This is a genomic window from Saezia sanguinis, assembly GCF_963921665.1.
In the GTDB taxonomy this organism is placed as follows: domain Bacteria; phylum Pseudomonadota; class Gammaproteobacteria; order Burkholderiales; family Burkholderiaceae_C; genus Saezia; species Saezia sanguinis.
The window spans coordinates 59,585-74,330 of record NZ_CAWUGC010000017.1 but is presented as its reverse complement, the minus strand read 5'-3'; the positions used below and the strand labels follow the sequence as shown (position 1 = coordinate 74,330).

Annotated in this window: 12 protein-coding genes; 8 read left to right on the top strand and 4 right to left on the bottom strand. The window is 54.4% G+C overall.

The features are described 5' to 3' along the window. Positions 1-17: 17 nt before the first annotated feature. Complete coding sequence (mgtA, locus tag AACY98_RS12055) at positions 18-2,762, bottom strand: magnesium-translocating P-type ATPase (protein WP_339805339.1); 2,745 nt, start codon at positions 2,760-2,762, stop codon at positions 18-20. Positions 2,763-2,853: 91 nt separating this feature from the next. On the opposite strand from mgtA, the gene AACY98_RS12050 reads away from it, so the two are divergent. Together AACY98_RS12050 and AACY98_RS12045 are read left to right on the top strand one after the other, a co-directional pair. Next, positions 2,854-3,006, top strand: a complete 153-nt coding sequence (locus AACY98_RS12050; protein WP_339805336.1) for a hypothetical protein — start codon at positions 2,854-2,856, stop codon at positions 3,004-3,006. Positions 3,007-3,687: 681 nt separating this feature from the next. Further along, a complete protein-coding gene (locus AACY98_RS12045; protein WP_339805334.1) occupies positions 3,688-4,566 on the top strand; it encodes a 3',5'-nucleoside bisphosphate phosphatase in 879 nt (292 codons plus the stop codon). Positions 4,567-4,606: 40 nt separating this feature from the next. Here AACY98_RS12045 and AACY98_RS12040 read toward each other — a convergent pair whose 3' ends face one another. Continuing rightward, positions 4,607-4,951, bottom strand: a complete 345-nt coding sequence (locus AACY98_RS12040) for a hypothetical protein (RefSeq protein WP_339805332.1) — start codon at positions 4,949-4,951, stop codon at positions 4,607-4,609. Positions 4,952-5,228: 277 nt separating this feature from the next. On the opposite strand from AACY98_RS12040, the gene AACY98_RS12035 reads away from it, so the two are divergent. The 3 genes from AACY98_RS12035 to AACY98_RS12025 all read left to right on the top strand — a co-directional run bounded on the left by AACY98_RS12035 (position 5,229) and on the right by AACY98_RS12025 (position 7,990). After that, the gene (locus AACY98_RS12035; protein WP_339805330.1) at positions 5,229-5,867 is read left to right on the top strand and encodes an L-threonylcarbamoyladenylate synthase; all 639 of its coding nucleotides are present in this window, start codon (positions 5,229-5,231) and stop codon (positions 5,865-5,867) included. Positions 5,868-5,929: 62 nt separating this feature from the next. Next, positions 5,930-6,625, top strand: a complete 696-nt coding sequence (locus AACY98_RS12030; RefSeq protein ID WP_339805328.1) for a site-2 protease family protein — start codon at positions 5,930-5,932, stop codon at positions 6,623-6,625. 39 nt (positions 6,626-6,664) lie between these two features. After that, positions 6,665-7,990: a tryptophan--tRNA ligase gene (locus AACY98_RS12025; protein WP_339805325.1), complete on the top strand. Its 1,326-nt coding sequence runs from the start codon at positions 6,665-6,667 to the stop codon at positions 7,988-7,990. A 24-nt stretch (positions 7,991-8,014) separates the two neighbouring features. Here the strand turns inward: AACY98_RS12025 and AACY98_RS12020 are convergent, their stop codons facing one another. Next, positions 8,015-8,977 carry a YihY/virulence factor BrkB family protein gene (locus AACY98_RS12020; RefSeq protein WP_339805323.1) on the bottom strand — a complete coding sequence of 321 codons (963 nt, stop codon included), beginning with the start codon at positions 8,975-8,977 and terminating at the stop codon, positions 8,015-8,017. A gap of 149 nt (positions 8,978-9,126) precedes the next feature. Between AACY98_RS12020 and AACY98_RS12015 the strand changes: the two genes are divergently transcribed. The 3 genes from AACY98_RS12015 to AACY98_RS12005 all read left to right on the top strand — a co-directional run bounded on the left by AACY98_RS12015 (position 9,127) and on the right by AACY98_RS12005 (position 12,966). After that, positions 9,127-10,284, top strand: a complete 1,158-nt coding sequence (locus AACY98_RS12015) for an alpha-hydroxy acid oxidase (protein ID WP_339805321.1) — start codon at positions 9,127-9,129, stop codon at positions 10,282-10,284. Between the two features lie 96 nt (positions 10,285-10,380). Then, the gene (locus tag AACY98_RS12010; protein ID WP_339805319.1) at positions 10,381-12,597 is read left to right on the top strand and encodes a protein-disulfide reductase DsbD family protein; all 2,217 of its coding nucleotides are present in this window, start codon (positions 10,381-10,383) and stop codon (positions 12,595-12,597) included. Between the two features lie 27 nt (positions 12,598-12,624). Beyond that, positions 12,625-12,966, top strand: a complete 342-nt coding sequence (locus AACY98_RS12005) for a DMT family protein (protein WP_126979237.1) — start codon at positions 12,625-12,627, stop codon at positions 12,964-12,966. A gap of 64 nt (positions 12,967-13,030) precedes the next feature. Here the strand turns inward: AACY98_RS12005 and lysS are convergent, their stop codons facing one another. After that, positions 13,031-14,590, bottom strand: a complete 1,560-nt coding sequence (gene lysS, locus AACY98_RS12000) for a lysine--tRNA ligase (protein ID WP_339805315.1) — start codon at positions 14,588-14,590, stop codon at positions 13,031-13,033. Positions 14,591-14,746 lie beyond the last annotated feature (156 nt).

The window sequence follows — 14,746 nt, the reverse complement described above, 5'->3', positions numbered from 1 at the left end:
GATGCTCTCCTTTTTTGCTACCAGCCATAGCGGCGGATGTAAATGCCTTTAAGCGCCTGGGTTAAAAGCATGTAACCCAGCAGGATCAGTGGCAGAAAAACGAAATACAGCGGCGGCAGTGCCTGCAGCTTGAGGTAGCCGGCCAGCGGCCCCATCGGCAGCCAGATGCCAACTGCCATAATGACAGCGGTCATGATGAGCAGTGGCACAGCGGCACGGCTTTGGATAAAAGGTATTTTCGGCGTGCGGATCATGTGCACGATCAAAGTTTGCGTGAGCAGCCCGACGACAAACCAGCCCGACTGGAAAAGGGATTGGTTTTCGGGTGTATTGGCTGCAAAAACAAACCACATCATGGCAAAGGTCAGGATGTCGAAAATAGAACTGATCGGCCCGAAAAAGATCATAAAACGCCCGATTTCCGCAGGCTTCCAGTGCTGCGGCTTTTTCAGCAGTTCTTCATCCACGTTGTCAAATGGAATGGCTGCCTGCGAGGTGTCGTACAGCAGGTTCTGAATGAGCAGGTGAATTGGCAGCATCGGCAGGAACGGGATAAAGGCGCTGGCAACCAGCACGGAAAATACATTGCCAAAATTGGAGCTGGCAGTCATCTTGATGTATTTGAGCAGGTTGGAGAATGTACGGCGGCCTTCGCGCACGCCTTCTTCCAGCACCATCAGGCTTTTTTCGAGCATGATGATGTCTGCCGCTTCTTTGGCAATGTCCACACCCGTGTCTACCGAAATGCCAATGTCTGCTGTGCGCAGCGCGGCGGCATCGTTGATGCCATCTCCCATAAAGCCGACGACGTGTCCGTTTTCTTTCAATAAGCGGACAATACGGGCTTTGTGCGATGGCGTCAGGCGCGCAAATACAGTGGTTTTTTCGACCAGCCTGGACAGTTGTGCATCGTCAAGACGCTCAATGACGGAGCCGCACAGGATATCTTCAGCGTTGAACTGCAGGCCGACATCGTGGCAGACTTTTTCGGCTACCAGTTCATTGTCCCCGGTGAGTACCTTCACGGTAATGCCATGCTCGGTCAGTGCCCTGATGGCCTGAACCGCGCTGTCTTTGGGCGGGTCGAGAAATGCCAGGTAACCTTCCAGCACCATGTCTTTCTCATCCATCCGGCTGTAGGTGTCCTGCCACTCGCGGGTGGTTTTGGTGGCAACAGCAACCACGCGCATGCCTTCTTCATTCAGATCTGCGCAGGTCTGCCTGATGTTCCAGAGTGTCTGCTCGTCAAGGGCGGTGATGACACCATTGCGCCGGATGCTTGTGCAGACGGCCAAAATTTCTTCGACGGCCCCTTTGGTGATGAGCAGGTGGGCGTCATCCGGCGTCTGTACCACAACTGTCATACGGCGGCGCTCAAAGTCAAACGGAATTTCGTCAACTTTCTGATATGCCATTCGGGTGTCATCAGCTTGGACGGTTTGTCCGTGCTCAAGCACTGCCACATCCAGCAGGTTTTTCAGGCCACTTTGGTAATAGCTGTTCAGGTAGGCCAGTTGCAGCGTGTATTCACAGGGGTTGCCATGGACATCCAAGTGCCGCTCAAGCACGATTTTGTCCTGTGTCAGTGTTCCGGTTTTATCGGTGCACAGCACATCCATTGCGCCGAAATTCTGAATGGCATCCAGCCGTTTGACAATGACTTTCTTGCGTGACATGGTGACCGCACCTTTGGCCAGTGTGGCGGTGGCAACCATCGGCAGCATTTCAGGCGTCAACCCTACCGCAACAGACAGGGCGAACAGCAGTGCCTCTACCCAGTCGCCTTTGGTAAAGCCGTTAATGAACAGCACCAGAGGAACCATGACCAGCATGAAGCGGATCAATAGCCAACTGACTTTGTTAACGCCGATCTGAAAAGATGTGGGCGCACGGTCGGTTGCCGTGACCCTTTGGGCAAGCTCGCCAAAATAGGTCCGGTCTCCGGTGGACAGAACAATGGCTCTGGCAGTCCCCGAGACTACGTTGGTACCCATGAATACAATGTTGCTCAGTTCCAGCGGGTTCAGCGTTTGGGCATGGGTCAGGTGATCATACTTTTCGACCGGCATGGATTCGCCTGTCATCGCGGCTTGGGCAACAAACAGATCTTTTGCACTCAACAGCCGGCAATCCGCGGGGACCATGTCGCCGGCAGAAAGGGCAATGATGTCGCCGGGAACCAGCTCCCGTATTGGGACTTCCTGCTGCAAAGCCATGGATCCCAGGCTCAGGGGTGTTTGTGAAGAGGTGGTTTCTTCTTGCTGCTTTTGGCGTATCACAGTCGCGGTATTGCTGACCATGGCTTTCAGCTTATCTGCGGCTTTGTTGGCGCGTGCCTCCTGCACAAAGCGCAGCCATGTTGAAAGTGCAACCATGGTGGCGATGATGACGGTTGCCGTCATGTCGTCCGTGAGAAACGAAATGATGGCCAGCAGCGTCAGCAGCAGATTAAACGGGTTGCGATACGACAGCCACAGGTGTGTCCACCAGGGCAATGGCTTGTCATGCTCGACTTCGTTCAGGCCAAACTGCTCCCTGAGTTGTGTTACCTGTGTCTGGGACAGTCCCTGCTGACCCGACCCGTATTGCTGCAACAGGGTATCTTTATCGCTAGCCGCGACGGATTGGAGTTTTTGACTCAGACCGGCCGGGACCTCGCGGTTCAGCCCGGTTTTAGGCAATGTGTCCAGAATCAGCAGCCGGCGGAAATGGCGCACAATGCGGCGCGGGAATACACTGAGGATAAATCTTTTCATTTTCATGGGTGTGCCCTCCTGTGTCCGATACAGAATCAACAGGCCATGGCAGGGCCTGTCCGAAGTATTCAGACATTTCAGTGGTTATCAATTTGCGATGAGCGTGCAGATTGCAACGGCGGTTTCACTGCATCAAGCAGAATGCGAATTTGCCGGCCTGCACGAGATGATCTTCGGTCAGCTGGATGAAAAGCAGCAGTGCTTTTCTATCTGTGGCAACCGGTTCTGCAGCGGCACGAAGGTGGCTTGAGCGACAGGTCAAAGTCCAGTATGTGAGCCTGTGATGTTCTATGCTGTTGGCTCACGGCATAGAAACGGGCGCCCCATGAACGGATGTCATAGGATACAGAATCGGGTCTGTCTGTCCGGTACATGAGGCCTCCCTTAAAAATGTATTCAGCCAGGTAACATTGAATATGCCGCAGAAGCGGCATCATCTGTATTGATGCGCAAAGCCGTATCAGGCTCCACGATAAATACAGTCTGATGCACAGGTATATTCAGACCTGAACCGTTACCTGCCTTTTATAAAAAGCAGGTCAGTTGAAATAAAAACAGATAGCGATCATGTACGATCGTATTGATACGCTGCTGTCCCGTTATCTACCAGATAACTGTGGCAGCAGGTTGAAATGCTGCGAATTATCTGGCCGATGCGATGCCGGCTTTATTTGCCGGACAACTACTGTCACTCGAACCATTGCCCATTGTCAGGGTCTCCGCTATTGAACTTGGCGTCATTCTATGACAAATTAAATATCAGGGAAAGCTTTGCGGGCGCATGACAGTGCCTGATGTGGCGTAAGTTACACGGTATGTATCATGATCACAGCAGTCAGAAGTGTCAGAGCAGCAATGCCCCTATGTTATATAAATGGAAGCAGTTGCTGCGCCAAGGGCGTAAGCGGATTCCTTTTACAATACAGTCATCATGGCCCATTCACTTTCTCTTGATATAACGCTCAATGCCGATCTGCATTGCCACTCAACCATTTCTGATGGAACGCTCACACCCGAAGAGCTGGCGCAGCGGGCCAAAGCCAATGGTGTGCAGTTATGGGCCTTGACCGATCATGATGAAGTCAGCGGCATCGAGCGTGCAGCGGTTGCTGCGCATGGCCTGGGATTGCCGTTTTTGGCTGGTGCAGAGCTCTCTGTATCTTTTGCCAAAGAAACTGTGCATATTGTCGGGATGGGGATGGACCCTTGTAACCAGACACTGGTAGACGGGTTGAAGAAAATCAGGTCAGGCCGTTTGCAGCGTGCGCAGGAAATGGGTGAAAGCCTGGCAAAGGCCGGAATTGAAGGGGCTTTTGAAGGCGCGCTTCAATATGTAGGCAACCGCGATTTGATTTCCCGTACGCATTTTGCGCGTTTTCTGGTTGAAAAAGGCGTGTGCAAAGACACCGGGGAAGTGTTCCGCAGGTATCTGACAGAGGGAAAGCCGGGCTATGTGGCGCACGAATGGGCCACGCTAGAGGAGGCAGTGGCGTGGATTCATGGTGCCGGTGGCATGGCGATCATTGCCCACCCGGGGCGTTATAAACGCTTGAGAGCCAGTGAGGAACATGCGTTGTTCACAGAGTTCTGCGCGCTGGGCGGGCAGGGGGTTGAAGTTATCACAGGCAGCCATACGCCTGCAGATGCGCAAAAATATGCGCAGGTAGCCAAGGATTTTCATCTGCTGGCTTCCCGGGGGTCGGATTTTCATTCCCCGGAAGAAAGCCGCATTGATCTGGGTGCTTTGCCCTTGTTAGGCTCAACAGTGGAACCTGTCTGGGCGCATCTGGCTGACCGTATTCTGTACTGATTCTTTTCAAAGCGAGCTCTGTGCGCGTGCGAGCTTTGGGCTAACTGGTTGAATCATAGCTGCATACTTCACGGGTTTGCAGATTCAGGAGTTTGAGGCTTCCCCCTGTTCTGGGGGCAGATTCTTTGAAAATTGGCATGTACGCGTGCAGAAACTGGGCAACCGGCTGTTCGTGATGGTAAATATAGCCATCGTCTTTGAGGTTGCATTCGGCAAAGTCAAAGCTGACGTCGCCCAGACAGGATGTGATACGACAGGTACCGGGTACCCATGAGTTGGCTCTGACTTCTTCAATGGTCAGGCGGGTCTTCAGGTGATATGCAATAAACAGTGCACAGCAGCAGACCAGGGCGATCAGAATGGAGAGAAACCGGCGTCTTGACATAAAGTGAGTTGCATCACAATGGGCGATTGAATGGGCTCATTTTAGAGGCAGTCAAGTGGCATGGGATATTTGTCTGCAACAGGGGGCTTTCAGAGAGTGCGGTGGAGTGCCATGGCACTGTTTTATACATAGGTTAAGGACAAAGCAGTACGCACATCTGATTTAATTTGCAGTAGATTCCCTGATTTGAACAGAATCAGGCACAATAACCGGTTATGCATTGATTTGAGATTTGAGCAGGCACCTTCGGGCCGCGCAGAAGTATTGTTGACACACCATGGCTTTACATATTTATATTCACCCACAGGATCCGCAGCCCAGGCTGATTCGCCAGGCCGTGCAGATGCTGCGCGACGGTGATGTGCTGGCCATTCCGACCGATACCAGCTATGCGCTGGTATGCCAGTTGGATGACAAAAACGCAGTGGATCACATGCGCCAGATTCGCGGACTGGATGCCAAACAGCATCCGTTTTCGCTGTTGTGTGCCGATCTGTCGCAACTGGCATCTTATGCCAAAGTGGATAACCGGCAGTATCGCCTGTTGAAATTGGGGACACCAGGGCCATTTACCTTTATTCTGGAAGCAACCAAAGATGTGCCGCGCCGGGTCAGTCATCCGCAGCGGCGTACCATCGGTTTGCGTGTGCCGGGGATGCGCGTCACCCAGGCCCTGCTGGATGAAATGGGCGAGCCCCTGTTGGCGACCACGCTGATTCCTCCTGGTGAGACCGATGCCTTGAACGATGCGCAGGAGATTGCCGAGCAGTTTGCCCACCAGATTCAGGCGGTGCTGGATGCCGGCGCCTGCCCGAGTGAACCGAGTACCGTGATTGATCTGAGTCAGGGGGACCCGGTGCTGGTGCGCCGCGGGCTGGGCGATCCGGCGCAGCTGGGTTTGCAGTTGGATGACTGATATACCTGCAAAAAAACGATGCAGGATGGTGATATTTTTGGATTGATGAAAACGGGCGTTAAATGGATAAAGACATAGTTGATTTAATCCGTTCAATTGCGGTATATGCAATTCCGGTGTTGTTTGCTATCACGGTGCATGAAGCGGCACACGGTTATGTGGCGCGCCGCTTTGGTGATATGACAGCAGCAGCGCAGGGGCGGCTGAGCCTGAATCCTTTGCGGCATATTGACCCGATCGGGACTGTTTTGCTGCCTTTGTTTCTGCTGATTTCAACCAATGGGCAGTTTGCTTTTGGTTATGCCAAGCCGGTGCCGGTGAACATGGCCTATCTGCGCAACCCCAAGCGCGACATGATTTGGGTGGCGCTGGCTGGCCCGATGTCGAATTTTGTGCAGGCGATTATCTGGGCTTTCTTATATATTGCCCTTGATGCCATAAGTATTCATACTCCGGGTCTGGGCGCTGCGGGCAACTTTTTTGAGAGTATGGCATTTGCAGGGATAGCAGTGAATCTGGTGCTGTGCATGCTGAATCTGTTTCCGATTCCGCCGCTGGATGGCGGGCGCATTGTCACCGGGCTGCTGCCTTATAACCTTGCCCGCCCTTTTGCCCAGATAGAACCGTTCGGGTTTCTGATCGTGATTGCACTGCTGTTCACCGGTTTTATTTCCAATTACTGGATATGGCCGCTGGTCCAGTTCGGCATGAAAGCCGTGTGGTGGATTCATTCGCCGCTGATCTGGTTGCTTTCGTAATTTTGAATTTGTCTTAAGCGTTAAAGGTTGAATAAGAAGATGCATACACGGGTACTTACCGGTATTACGCCCAGCGGCACACCGCACCTGGGCAATTATCTGGGGGCGATTCGCCCAGCCATTCTGGCCAGCAGGCAAAAAGATGTCGACAGTTTTTATTTTCTGGCGGATTTGCATGCATTGATCAAATGCTGTGGTCAACCCGATCGCATCCACCGCTCGACACTGGAAATTGCCGCAACCTGGCTGGCTGCGGGGCTGGACCCGGAACATGTGACTTTTTATCGCCAGTCTGATATTCCTGAAATTCCCCAACTGAACTGGGTGCTGACGTGTGTGACCAGCAAGGGGCTGCTGAACCGAGCACACGCCTACAAGGCGGCGGTGGATAAAAATAATGAATCCGGGGAAGACCCGGATGCCGGCGTGAGCGCCGGGCTGTATATGTACCCGGTGCTGATGGCGGCCGATATTCTGATGTTCAAAAGCAATTTTGTGCCGGTCGGGCGTGACCAGATCCAGCACGTGGAAATGGCGCGCGATATTGCCGAGCGTTTTAATTATTACTATGGTGCCGATCTGCTGGTGCTGCCTGAAGCCCAGATTGACGAACAGGTAGCGACTTTGCCAGGGCTGGATGGGCGCAAGATGAGCAAGAGCTATAACAATACCATTCCGCTGTTCTCTGCGTCTGATGAAATGCGCCGTTTGATCAACAGCATTGTGACCGATGCCAAAGCACCCGGAGAACCAAAAAGCACGGAAGGCTCGGCGCTGTTTGAGATTTACCAGGCGTTTGCCACTGAGGCCGAAACCCAGGCTATGCGGCAGGCCTATGTCGATGGCATTGCGTGGGGTGAAGCCAAGCGTATATTGTTTGAACGTGTGGAGCAGGAAATCGGGCCGATGCGCGCCCGGTATGAACAGTTGATGGCCAATCCGGCACAGATTGAAGATATTTTGATTGAAGGCAGCAAGCGTGCCCGCCAGATTGCCACGCCGCTGCTGGCGCAGTTGCGCGAGGCGGTGGGATTGCGGTCACTGCTCAAGCCGACAAAAACAGCCGCAGATGACGCGCAGGATGCATTGCCAACGGTGCAGGCGGTTGCGGTTTTTAAACAGTACCGCGAAAACGACGGCCTGTTTTACTTCAAACTGGTGGCTGATAACGGCAAAGGCCAGTTGCTGCTGCAAAGCAAGGGATTGCCTTCGGGGCGGGATGCCGGTCAGCGAGTGGCGCTGTTCAAAAAAGATCCGCAGGCAGCATTGGCACAGTTCAAGGCAGACTTCGAATACCCCGAAGGAGTGATGCCAGAACAGGTGCTGGCCGCATTACAGCAGATGCAGGCCGCGCAGGACGCCTAGCAGGGTAAACGGTTGGTTATGCGGTTACGGCTGGCGTTGCTCGCCAGCGTCAGCAGGCGCTTTGGCATCTGCTGTTTCTGGTGCGACTGAATTCTGCTGCGGTAATGCGGCAGCCAGCTTGTTTTTGGCCTTTTCCAGCCTGCGCATCTGAATGCTGGCGGCCAGTTCTGCACCATAGAGAAAAATGGATGCGGAGAAGTAGACCCACAGCATCAGCAGCACCACAGAACTGGCGGCACCATAGACCGACGCAGCAACGGCACGTGCCAGGTAAAAGCTCATCAGCGCTTTTCCAACATGAAACAGCACTGCTGCAACAAACGCCCCCGGCAATATGCAGCGCCGTGGTGGCCGGTGCGCCGGCAGCCACATCATCACAATATAGAAAAAGAATGTGGTGGTAGTGATGGTAAACAACGGATCCAGGAAACGAGATACCGGAAAGATACCGGGTGTATGGGCGACCAGCCAGGCGTTGGCGACAGAAAAATAGGTGGAAATAAAGAGCGAGGCCAGGATCAGAAAGCCGATCAGCACCACCATCAGCAGTGTAAAGAGCCTGACCAGAATGATGCGCAGGATCTGGGTCCAGATGGTGGGCGGGTCTTCTTTTTCCTGTGCAAAACCCCAGACGGTATTGAGCGCGTAACGCAGTTCCACCAGCACACCGGTGGCGCCAATCAAGAAAATGAATAACGCAATGAATGAGGCAAAAATACTCTGGAAAGGCCGCGATGCTGACACGATGAGGCTGTTGACCACCTGGGCAATCTGCGGCCCCAGGATGCCCTGCACCTGCTCAACCAGCCGCAGGCGTGCATCGCCTTCATATACCAGGCCGACAACCGCTACAATAATGACCAGCAAAGGTGCCAGACTGAATACCGTGTAATAAGATAGCGAAGCGGCAAAACGCTGGCAATTGTCTTGCGACCATTTGTAACCAGCATTAAAAAACAGGGACCAGAGCGTCTGCAGCCATTTCATGAGCAAAATAACTTTTGTTCCATACAAGTGAGGATTGTAGTTGCGAAAGTGCGATTGTGATATGGAAAAGAGGATTATCCGCATGGATACTGGCACACCCTGGATTTTGGCGCATGTATCGGATTTGTTGAGAAAGGATAGGCACAAGCATGGGTACTCCTGTGACGTGTATTGAGGATTTGCGCGTTTTAGCCCACAAACGGGTGCCACGTATGTTTTACGAGTATGTGGATACCGGTTCGTATACAGAAAGCACTTACCGTGCGAATGCAGAGGATTTTCAGCCGATCAAGTTTCGCCAGCGTGTCGCGGTGAATATGGCCGACCGCAGCCTGCGCACGCAGCTCATTGGTGAGGATGTTGCGATGCCGGTGGCGCTGGCGCCTACCGGGCTGGTGGGTATGCAGCATGCCGACGGTGAAATTCTGGTGGCCCGCGCGGCCGAAAAGTTTGGTGTGCCGTTTACGTTGTCGACGATGAGCATTTGCTCTATTGAAGACGTGGCCGAGCATACCAGCAGGCCGTTCTGGTTTCAGTTGTATATGATGAAAGACCGCGAGTTCATGAAAAGCCTGATCCGGCGTGCCAGAGATGCCGGATGCTCGGCGCTGGTGCTGACGCTGGACCTGCAATTGCATGGGCAGCGCCATAAGGATATTAAAAACGGCCTTTCAGCACCCCCCAAGCCGACGCTGCGCAACTGGATCAACCTGGCGACCAAGCCGCACTGGTGCTGGAAGATGCTGGGCACCAAACGCCGCTATATGGGCAATATTGTGGGGCATGTGCAGGGGGTGTCGGATATGACGTCGCTGTCCAGCTGGTCCGCCGAGCAGTTTGACCCGACACTGACCTGGGACGATGTGGCCTGGGTGCGCGATCAGTGGGGCGGCAAGCTGATCCTCAAAGGCATTATGGATGCGGAAGATGCGCTTTTAGCGGCACAAAGCGGGGCGCAGGCCATGGTGATCTCCAACCACGGTGGCCGCCAGTTGGATAGTGCGCCTTCCACCATCTCGGTACTGCCTGAAATTGTGCAGGCGGTTGGCGATAAAATAGATGTCTGGGTGGATGGCGGCATGACCACCGGACAACAGGTGCTCAAGGCATTGGCTTTGGGTGCCAAAGGCACCATGATCAGCCGGGCTTATGTGTATGGCCTGGGGGCGATGGGTGAAGCCGGGGTGACCAGGGCACTGGAAATTATCGCGAAAGAGCTGGATGTGACGATGGCATTTTGCGGGCATACCGATATCAGAAAAGTCAACGCTGATATTCTGTGGAAACCTTCGTTGCGTGGTGGTTGATCCCTTATAGGTGTGTATCGGCGATAAAGTAAACTTCACTGAATATCAATGGATTAGGCAGGTTCTGTGGTGATGACTGTAATCTGGCGCAGGTGTATGCGCCTACTGATCTTAGGCGGGCTGTGGCTGGCACTGTATGCGGGTGCACAGGCTGCGCTGCCGTGGGATGCTGCGCCACGAAACCAGTCTGTTGTACAGACAGACCATGTGCGGGCCGAGTTGCTGGTGTATGCCCCGCAGGGGATAGAGCCGGGGGCTACCGTGTGGCTGGGGCTGAAAATGGCACACCAGCCGCAATGGCATACCTACTGGGATAATCCGGGTGATACGGGGCTGCCAACCAGCCTGACGTGGCAATTACCAGCCGGCGTGACTGCTGGTGATGTGCAGTGGCCAGCGCCCAAGCAGCTTCCCATTCAGGAGGGGCTGGTGAACTATGGCTATGACGGTACCGTATTGCTGCCGGTGCAACTGGCGATAGGGCCTGAATTTCAGGGTTCACAACTGGATATCAGCCTGCACGCAGAGTGGCTGGCATGCCGTGTCGAGTGCATCCCGGAGAGCGGGGATTTTCGTCTGACCGTTCCGGCGCAACAGTCCACTATCTCTGAGATTGGTATTTTCGAGTCGACCTGGGAAAACATCCCGCAAACGGATGATGCGGTTACCGCGCAGGCCCACGTCAGCATGGAACCTGGAGCAGGTACATTGCAATGGCGTATTCAGGGGCTGCCTGAATCCATGCAGGGGCGCGATCTGTTGCTGTTTCCGCAGCAAGGTGGGGTAATGGCCAATTCCGGCCCGCTCAGCAGCCATTGGGAAGGGGCTGTGTGGACGGCTGTTTATCCCCTGCTTGAGCAAAGGCTGGAAAGCCCGGACAGCATGCGTGCGGTGCTGACAGTCGCAGTGGCTGATCAGGAAACGACCGTCTCGTCAAAGACACCTGCCCTGTGGATTGAAGCGCAGGTGCAAGGTCAGTGGCCGGCCGAATGGCAACCCAGCGGTATTCCGCCTGCGTTGCAGGCCGGTATTGATGCAGACCGTGCGGCGGCTCAGGCCCAGGCTTCCGGTGCAGCCATGGGTACATCGTCATGGCTGGGCGCATTGCTGTTGGCTTTTGCCGGCGGGTTGTTGCTGAACCTGATGCCATGTGTGTTTCCGGTGCTCTCCATCAAAGCGCTGACGTTTGCCCAATCGGGCGGGCATACACGCGGCATGCACATTGCTACCGGGCTGGCTTATGGGCTGGGTGTTGTGATTACCATGTTAATTCTGGCTGGTGTCATGCTGGCATTGCGCGCGACCGGTTCGGGGCTGGGCTGGGGGTTTCAGTTGCAGTCACCGGTGTTTGTGGCGTTGCTGGCCGTGCTGTTTACGCTAATCGGCCTGAACCTGCTGGGTGTTTTTCAGGTATTAACGGTATTGCCGGGCCGCATCAGCGACATCAGAGGCAAGACGCCTTCGGTGGATGCGTTCTTTTCCGGCATTGTGTCGGTGCTGATTGCCACCCCTTGTACCGCGCCATTCATGGGGGCAGCGCTGGGGGTTGCCCTGGTGCTGCCGGCATGGCAGGCGCTGAGCATTTTTCTGGCCTTGGGCATCGGTCTGGCTCTGCCGCTGATGCTGCTGGCCTGTATACCTGTGCTGGCGCAGTGGCTGCCCAAGCCGGGCGCGTGGATGGAAACCTTCCGCAGGTTCATGGCATTTCCGATGCTGGCCACAGTGCTGTGGTTGGTGTGGGTGATTGGCCTGCAAACCAGTGTGGATGGCGCTGTCGGGCTGCTGGCTATTCTGCTGGCGCTGGCTTTGCTGATGTGGGTGTGGGGCTGGAGCCAGCAACACCGTGCACAAACGCAGGGCCGTAGCTGGCGCAGAATTGCGGTGATATTGAGTGTATTGCTGCTGGCAGGGGTGACTTTCTGGACAGCTCCCTCCTGGCGTGCGGCGTCTGTCGCTGCGCCGGCAGCAGTCAGTAGCGGCTGGCAGCCCTGGTCGGCTGAACGGGTGCAGCAATTGCAGGCACAAGGCCAGCCGGTGTTCATTGACTTCACAGCAGCATGGTGCATGACCTGTCAGGTCAATAAGCGCACAACGTTAACCCAGCCCGATGTGTTGAAGGCGTTTGCCGATAAAGGCGTGGTTTTGTTGCAGGCGGACTGGACTCGTCCCGATCCCGCCATTGCAGCCGAGTTGCAGCGCTTGGGGCGCAGCGGCCTGCCGGTTTATGTGCTGCTGGTGCCGGGACAGGCGCCGCAGTTGCTGCCGGAGGTGCTGACGCCCGGTATTGTTTACCAGGCGCTGGATACCATTTAATCAAAAAATTTTTTGCAGGAGAGCATCATGCCTGTGTGGTTGATCACAGCTTCCATGTTGGTGGTGTCTAATGTGTTCATGACGTTTGCCTGGTACGGGCATTTGAAGAACCTCAACAGCAAACCCTGGATTTATGCAGCACTGATCAGCTGGATGATTGCATTAGGCGAGTACCTGATCCAGGTGCCGGCCAACCGCATTGGCTATACGGCGCTTTCGCTGGGGCAATTGAAGATCATGCAGGAGGTGATCACGCTGCTGGTGTTTGTTCCTTTCAGCGTGTACTTCATGAACCAGCCGTTAAAGCTCGATTATCTTTGGGCCGGGCTGTGCATGCTGGGTGCGGTGTATTTTATTTTCAGGAGCTGATCATAATAAAAAAGCCGCGTTTTGAATAACTCACGCGGCTTTTTGAAGGGATGCTGGCTGGCGTTTATTGTTCTTCAACCTTACGCAACGCCGGGAACAGAATCACATCGCGAATGCTGGGTGAATCGGTCAGCAACATCATCAGGCGGTCAATGCCGATACCGCAGCCACTGGCGTAGGGCATGCCATATTCCAGCGAGCGGATAAAGTCGGCATCGTAATACATGGCCTCGTCATCGCCGGAGTCTTTGGCGTCTACCTGGGCTTTAAAGCGGGCTGACTGGTCTTCGGCATCGTTCAACTCAGAGAAAGCATTGCCGAATTCACGCCCGGTTACATACAGCTCGAACCGCTCGGTGATCAGCGGGTTGCTGTCCGAGGCGCGTGCCAGTGGTGATATTTCTGTAGGGTGCTCCATGATGAACGTGGGGTTCCACAGCTTTTCTTCCACGGTTTCTTCAAAGTATTTCACCTGCAGCGATGCCAAGCTTTCGGTAGCCTTGGTTTCAATCTTGCGCCTGGCAAGCTGCTGTTGCAGCCATTCCACGCTGTCGACGTTGTCCGGTGTAACGCCTTCGTTGTATTGCAGGATGGCATCGCGGATGGTCAGGCGTGCAAAGGGCTGGCTGAGGTCAACCGTTTTCCCCTGATAGGTCAGCACGGCAGAACCGGTGGTTTCAATGGCGACATGGCGCATCAGTTCTTCGGTAAAGTTCATCTGATCCTGATAATTCCAGTACGCCGCGTAATACTCCATCATGGTGAATTCAGGGTTGTGGCGTACGCTGATGCCTTCATTGCGGAAGTTGCGGTTGATCTCAAACACCCGCTCAAACCCGCCGACCAGTAAACGCTTGAGGTAGAGCTCCGGCGCAATGCGCAGGTACATGTCCTGATCGAGCGCATTGTGGTGTGTGACAAACGGTTTGGCATTGGCACCACCGGGAATCGGGTGCAGCATGGGGGTTTCCACTTCCAGAAAGTCATGGTTCAGCATGAACTGGCGAATGCTGGCAATGGCTTTGGAGCGGAGCACAAACCGCTTGCGGGCCTGCTCGTCGGTAATCAGGTCAACATAACGCTGGCGGTATTTGATCTCCTGGTCTGCAATGCCGTGAAACTTGTCCGGCAGCGGGCGCAGGCTTTTGGTGATCATGTGCAATTGGTTGACCTTGACCGACAGTTCGCCGGTTTTGGTTTTAAACACCACGCCCTCAGCGCCGATGATATCACCCAGGTCCCACTGTTTGAATTCGGCATAAGCCTCTTCACCAATACCGTCGCGGGTGATGTAAAGTTGAATACGCCCGCCGGTGGGGCCGAATGAACCATCCTGAATGGTGGCAAAGCTCGCTTTGCCCATAACGCGTTTGAGCATCATGCGGCCGGCTACCTTGCACGGGATAGCCTGTTCGTTCAGCGCATCGTGTTCAATATGGTCATAAGTTTCGTGCAACTGCGCGGCATGGTGAGTTGGTTTAAAATGGTTTGGAAAAGCAGGGGCGCCGCCATCTGCCTGAATCTGGCGCAGACGTTTGAGTTTTTCACGCCGCTCTGCAATCAGTTGGTTTTCTTCTGGTGCAGCTACATCCGTAGCGGGAGACGCGGGTGTTTCGTTTGTCATGAAATGCCTTTGGTACAAAAAATCAAATACAAACTACTGATTTTACGGATTTCACCCGTTTCAGGTGCAAGTGGGTTTGAAATACAGGCAATACAGGTGCATTTGATCTTGCCCGTTTCTGGGCAGGGGAATGGCTGGATGTACAACAGATAGGCC

What these genes read in the sequence shown, in the direction of transcription:
- AACY98_RS12030 (WP_339805328.1), top strand. Translation starts at nt 5,930, where the DNA reads ATGGATAAAGACATAGTTGATTTAATCCGTTCAATTGCGGTATATGCA.
- AACY98_RS12015 (WP_339805321.1), top strand. Translation starts at nt 9,127, where the DNA reads ATGGGTACTCCTGTGACGTGTATTGAGGATTTGCGCGTTTTAGCCCAC.
- AACY98_RS12040 (WP_339805332.1), bottom strand. Translation starts at nt 4,951, where the DNA reads ATGTCAAGACGCCGGTTTCTCTCCATTCTGATCGCCCTGGTCTGCTGC.
- AACY98_RS12045 (WP_339805334.1), top strand. Translation starts at nt 3,688, where the DNA reads ATGGCCCATTCACTTTCTCTTGATATAACGCTCAATGCCGATCTGCAT.
- AACY98_RS12005 (WP_126979237.1), top strand. Translation starts at nt 12,625, where the DNA reads ATGCCTGTGTGGTTGATCACAGCTTCCATGTTGGTGGTGTCTAATGTG.
- mgtA (WP_339805339.1), bottom strand. Translation starts at nt 2,762, where the DNA reads ATGAAAATGAAAAGATTTATCCTCAGTGTATTCCCGCGCCGCATTGTG.
- lysS (WP_339805315.1), bottom strand. Translation starts at nt 14,590, where the DNA reads ATGACAAACGAAACACCCGCGTCTCCCGCTACGGATGTAGCTGCACCA.
- AACY98_RS12025 (WP_339805325.1), top strand. Translation starts at nt 6,665, where the DNA reads ATGCATACACGGGTACTTACCGGTATTACGCCCAGCGGCACACCGCAC.
- AACY98_RS12020 (WP_339805323.1), bottom strand. Translation starts at nt 8,977, where the DNA reads ATGAAATGGCTGCAGACGCTCTGGTCCCTGTTTTTTAATGCTGGTTAC.
- AACY98_RS12050 (WP_339805336.1), top strand. Translation starts at nt 2,854, where the DNA reads ATGAGCGTGCAGATTGCAACGGCGGTTTCACTGCATCAAGCAGAATGC.
- AACY98_RS12010 (WP_339805319.1), top strand. Translation starts at nt 10,381, where the DNA reads ATGCGCCTACTGATCTTAGGCGGGCTGTGGCTGGCACTGTATGCGGGT.
- AACY98_RS12035 (WP_339805330.1), top strand. Translation starts at nt 5,229, where the DNA reads ATGGCTTTACATATTTATATTCACCCACAGGATCCGCAGCCCAGGCTG.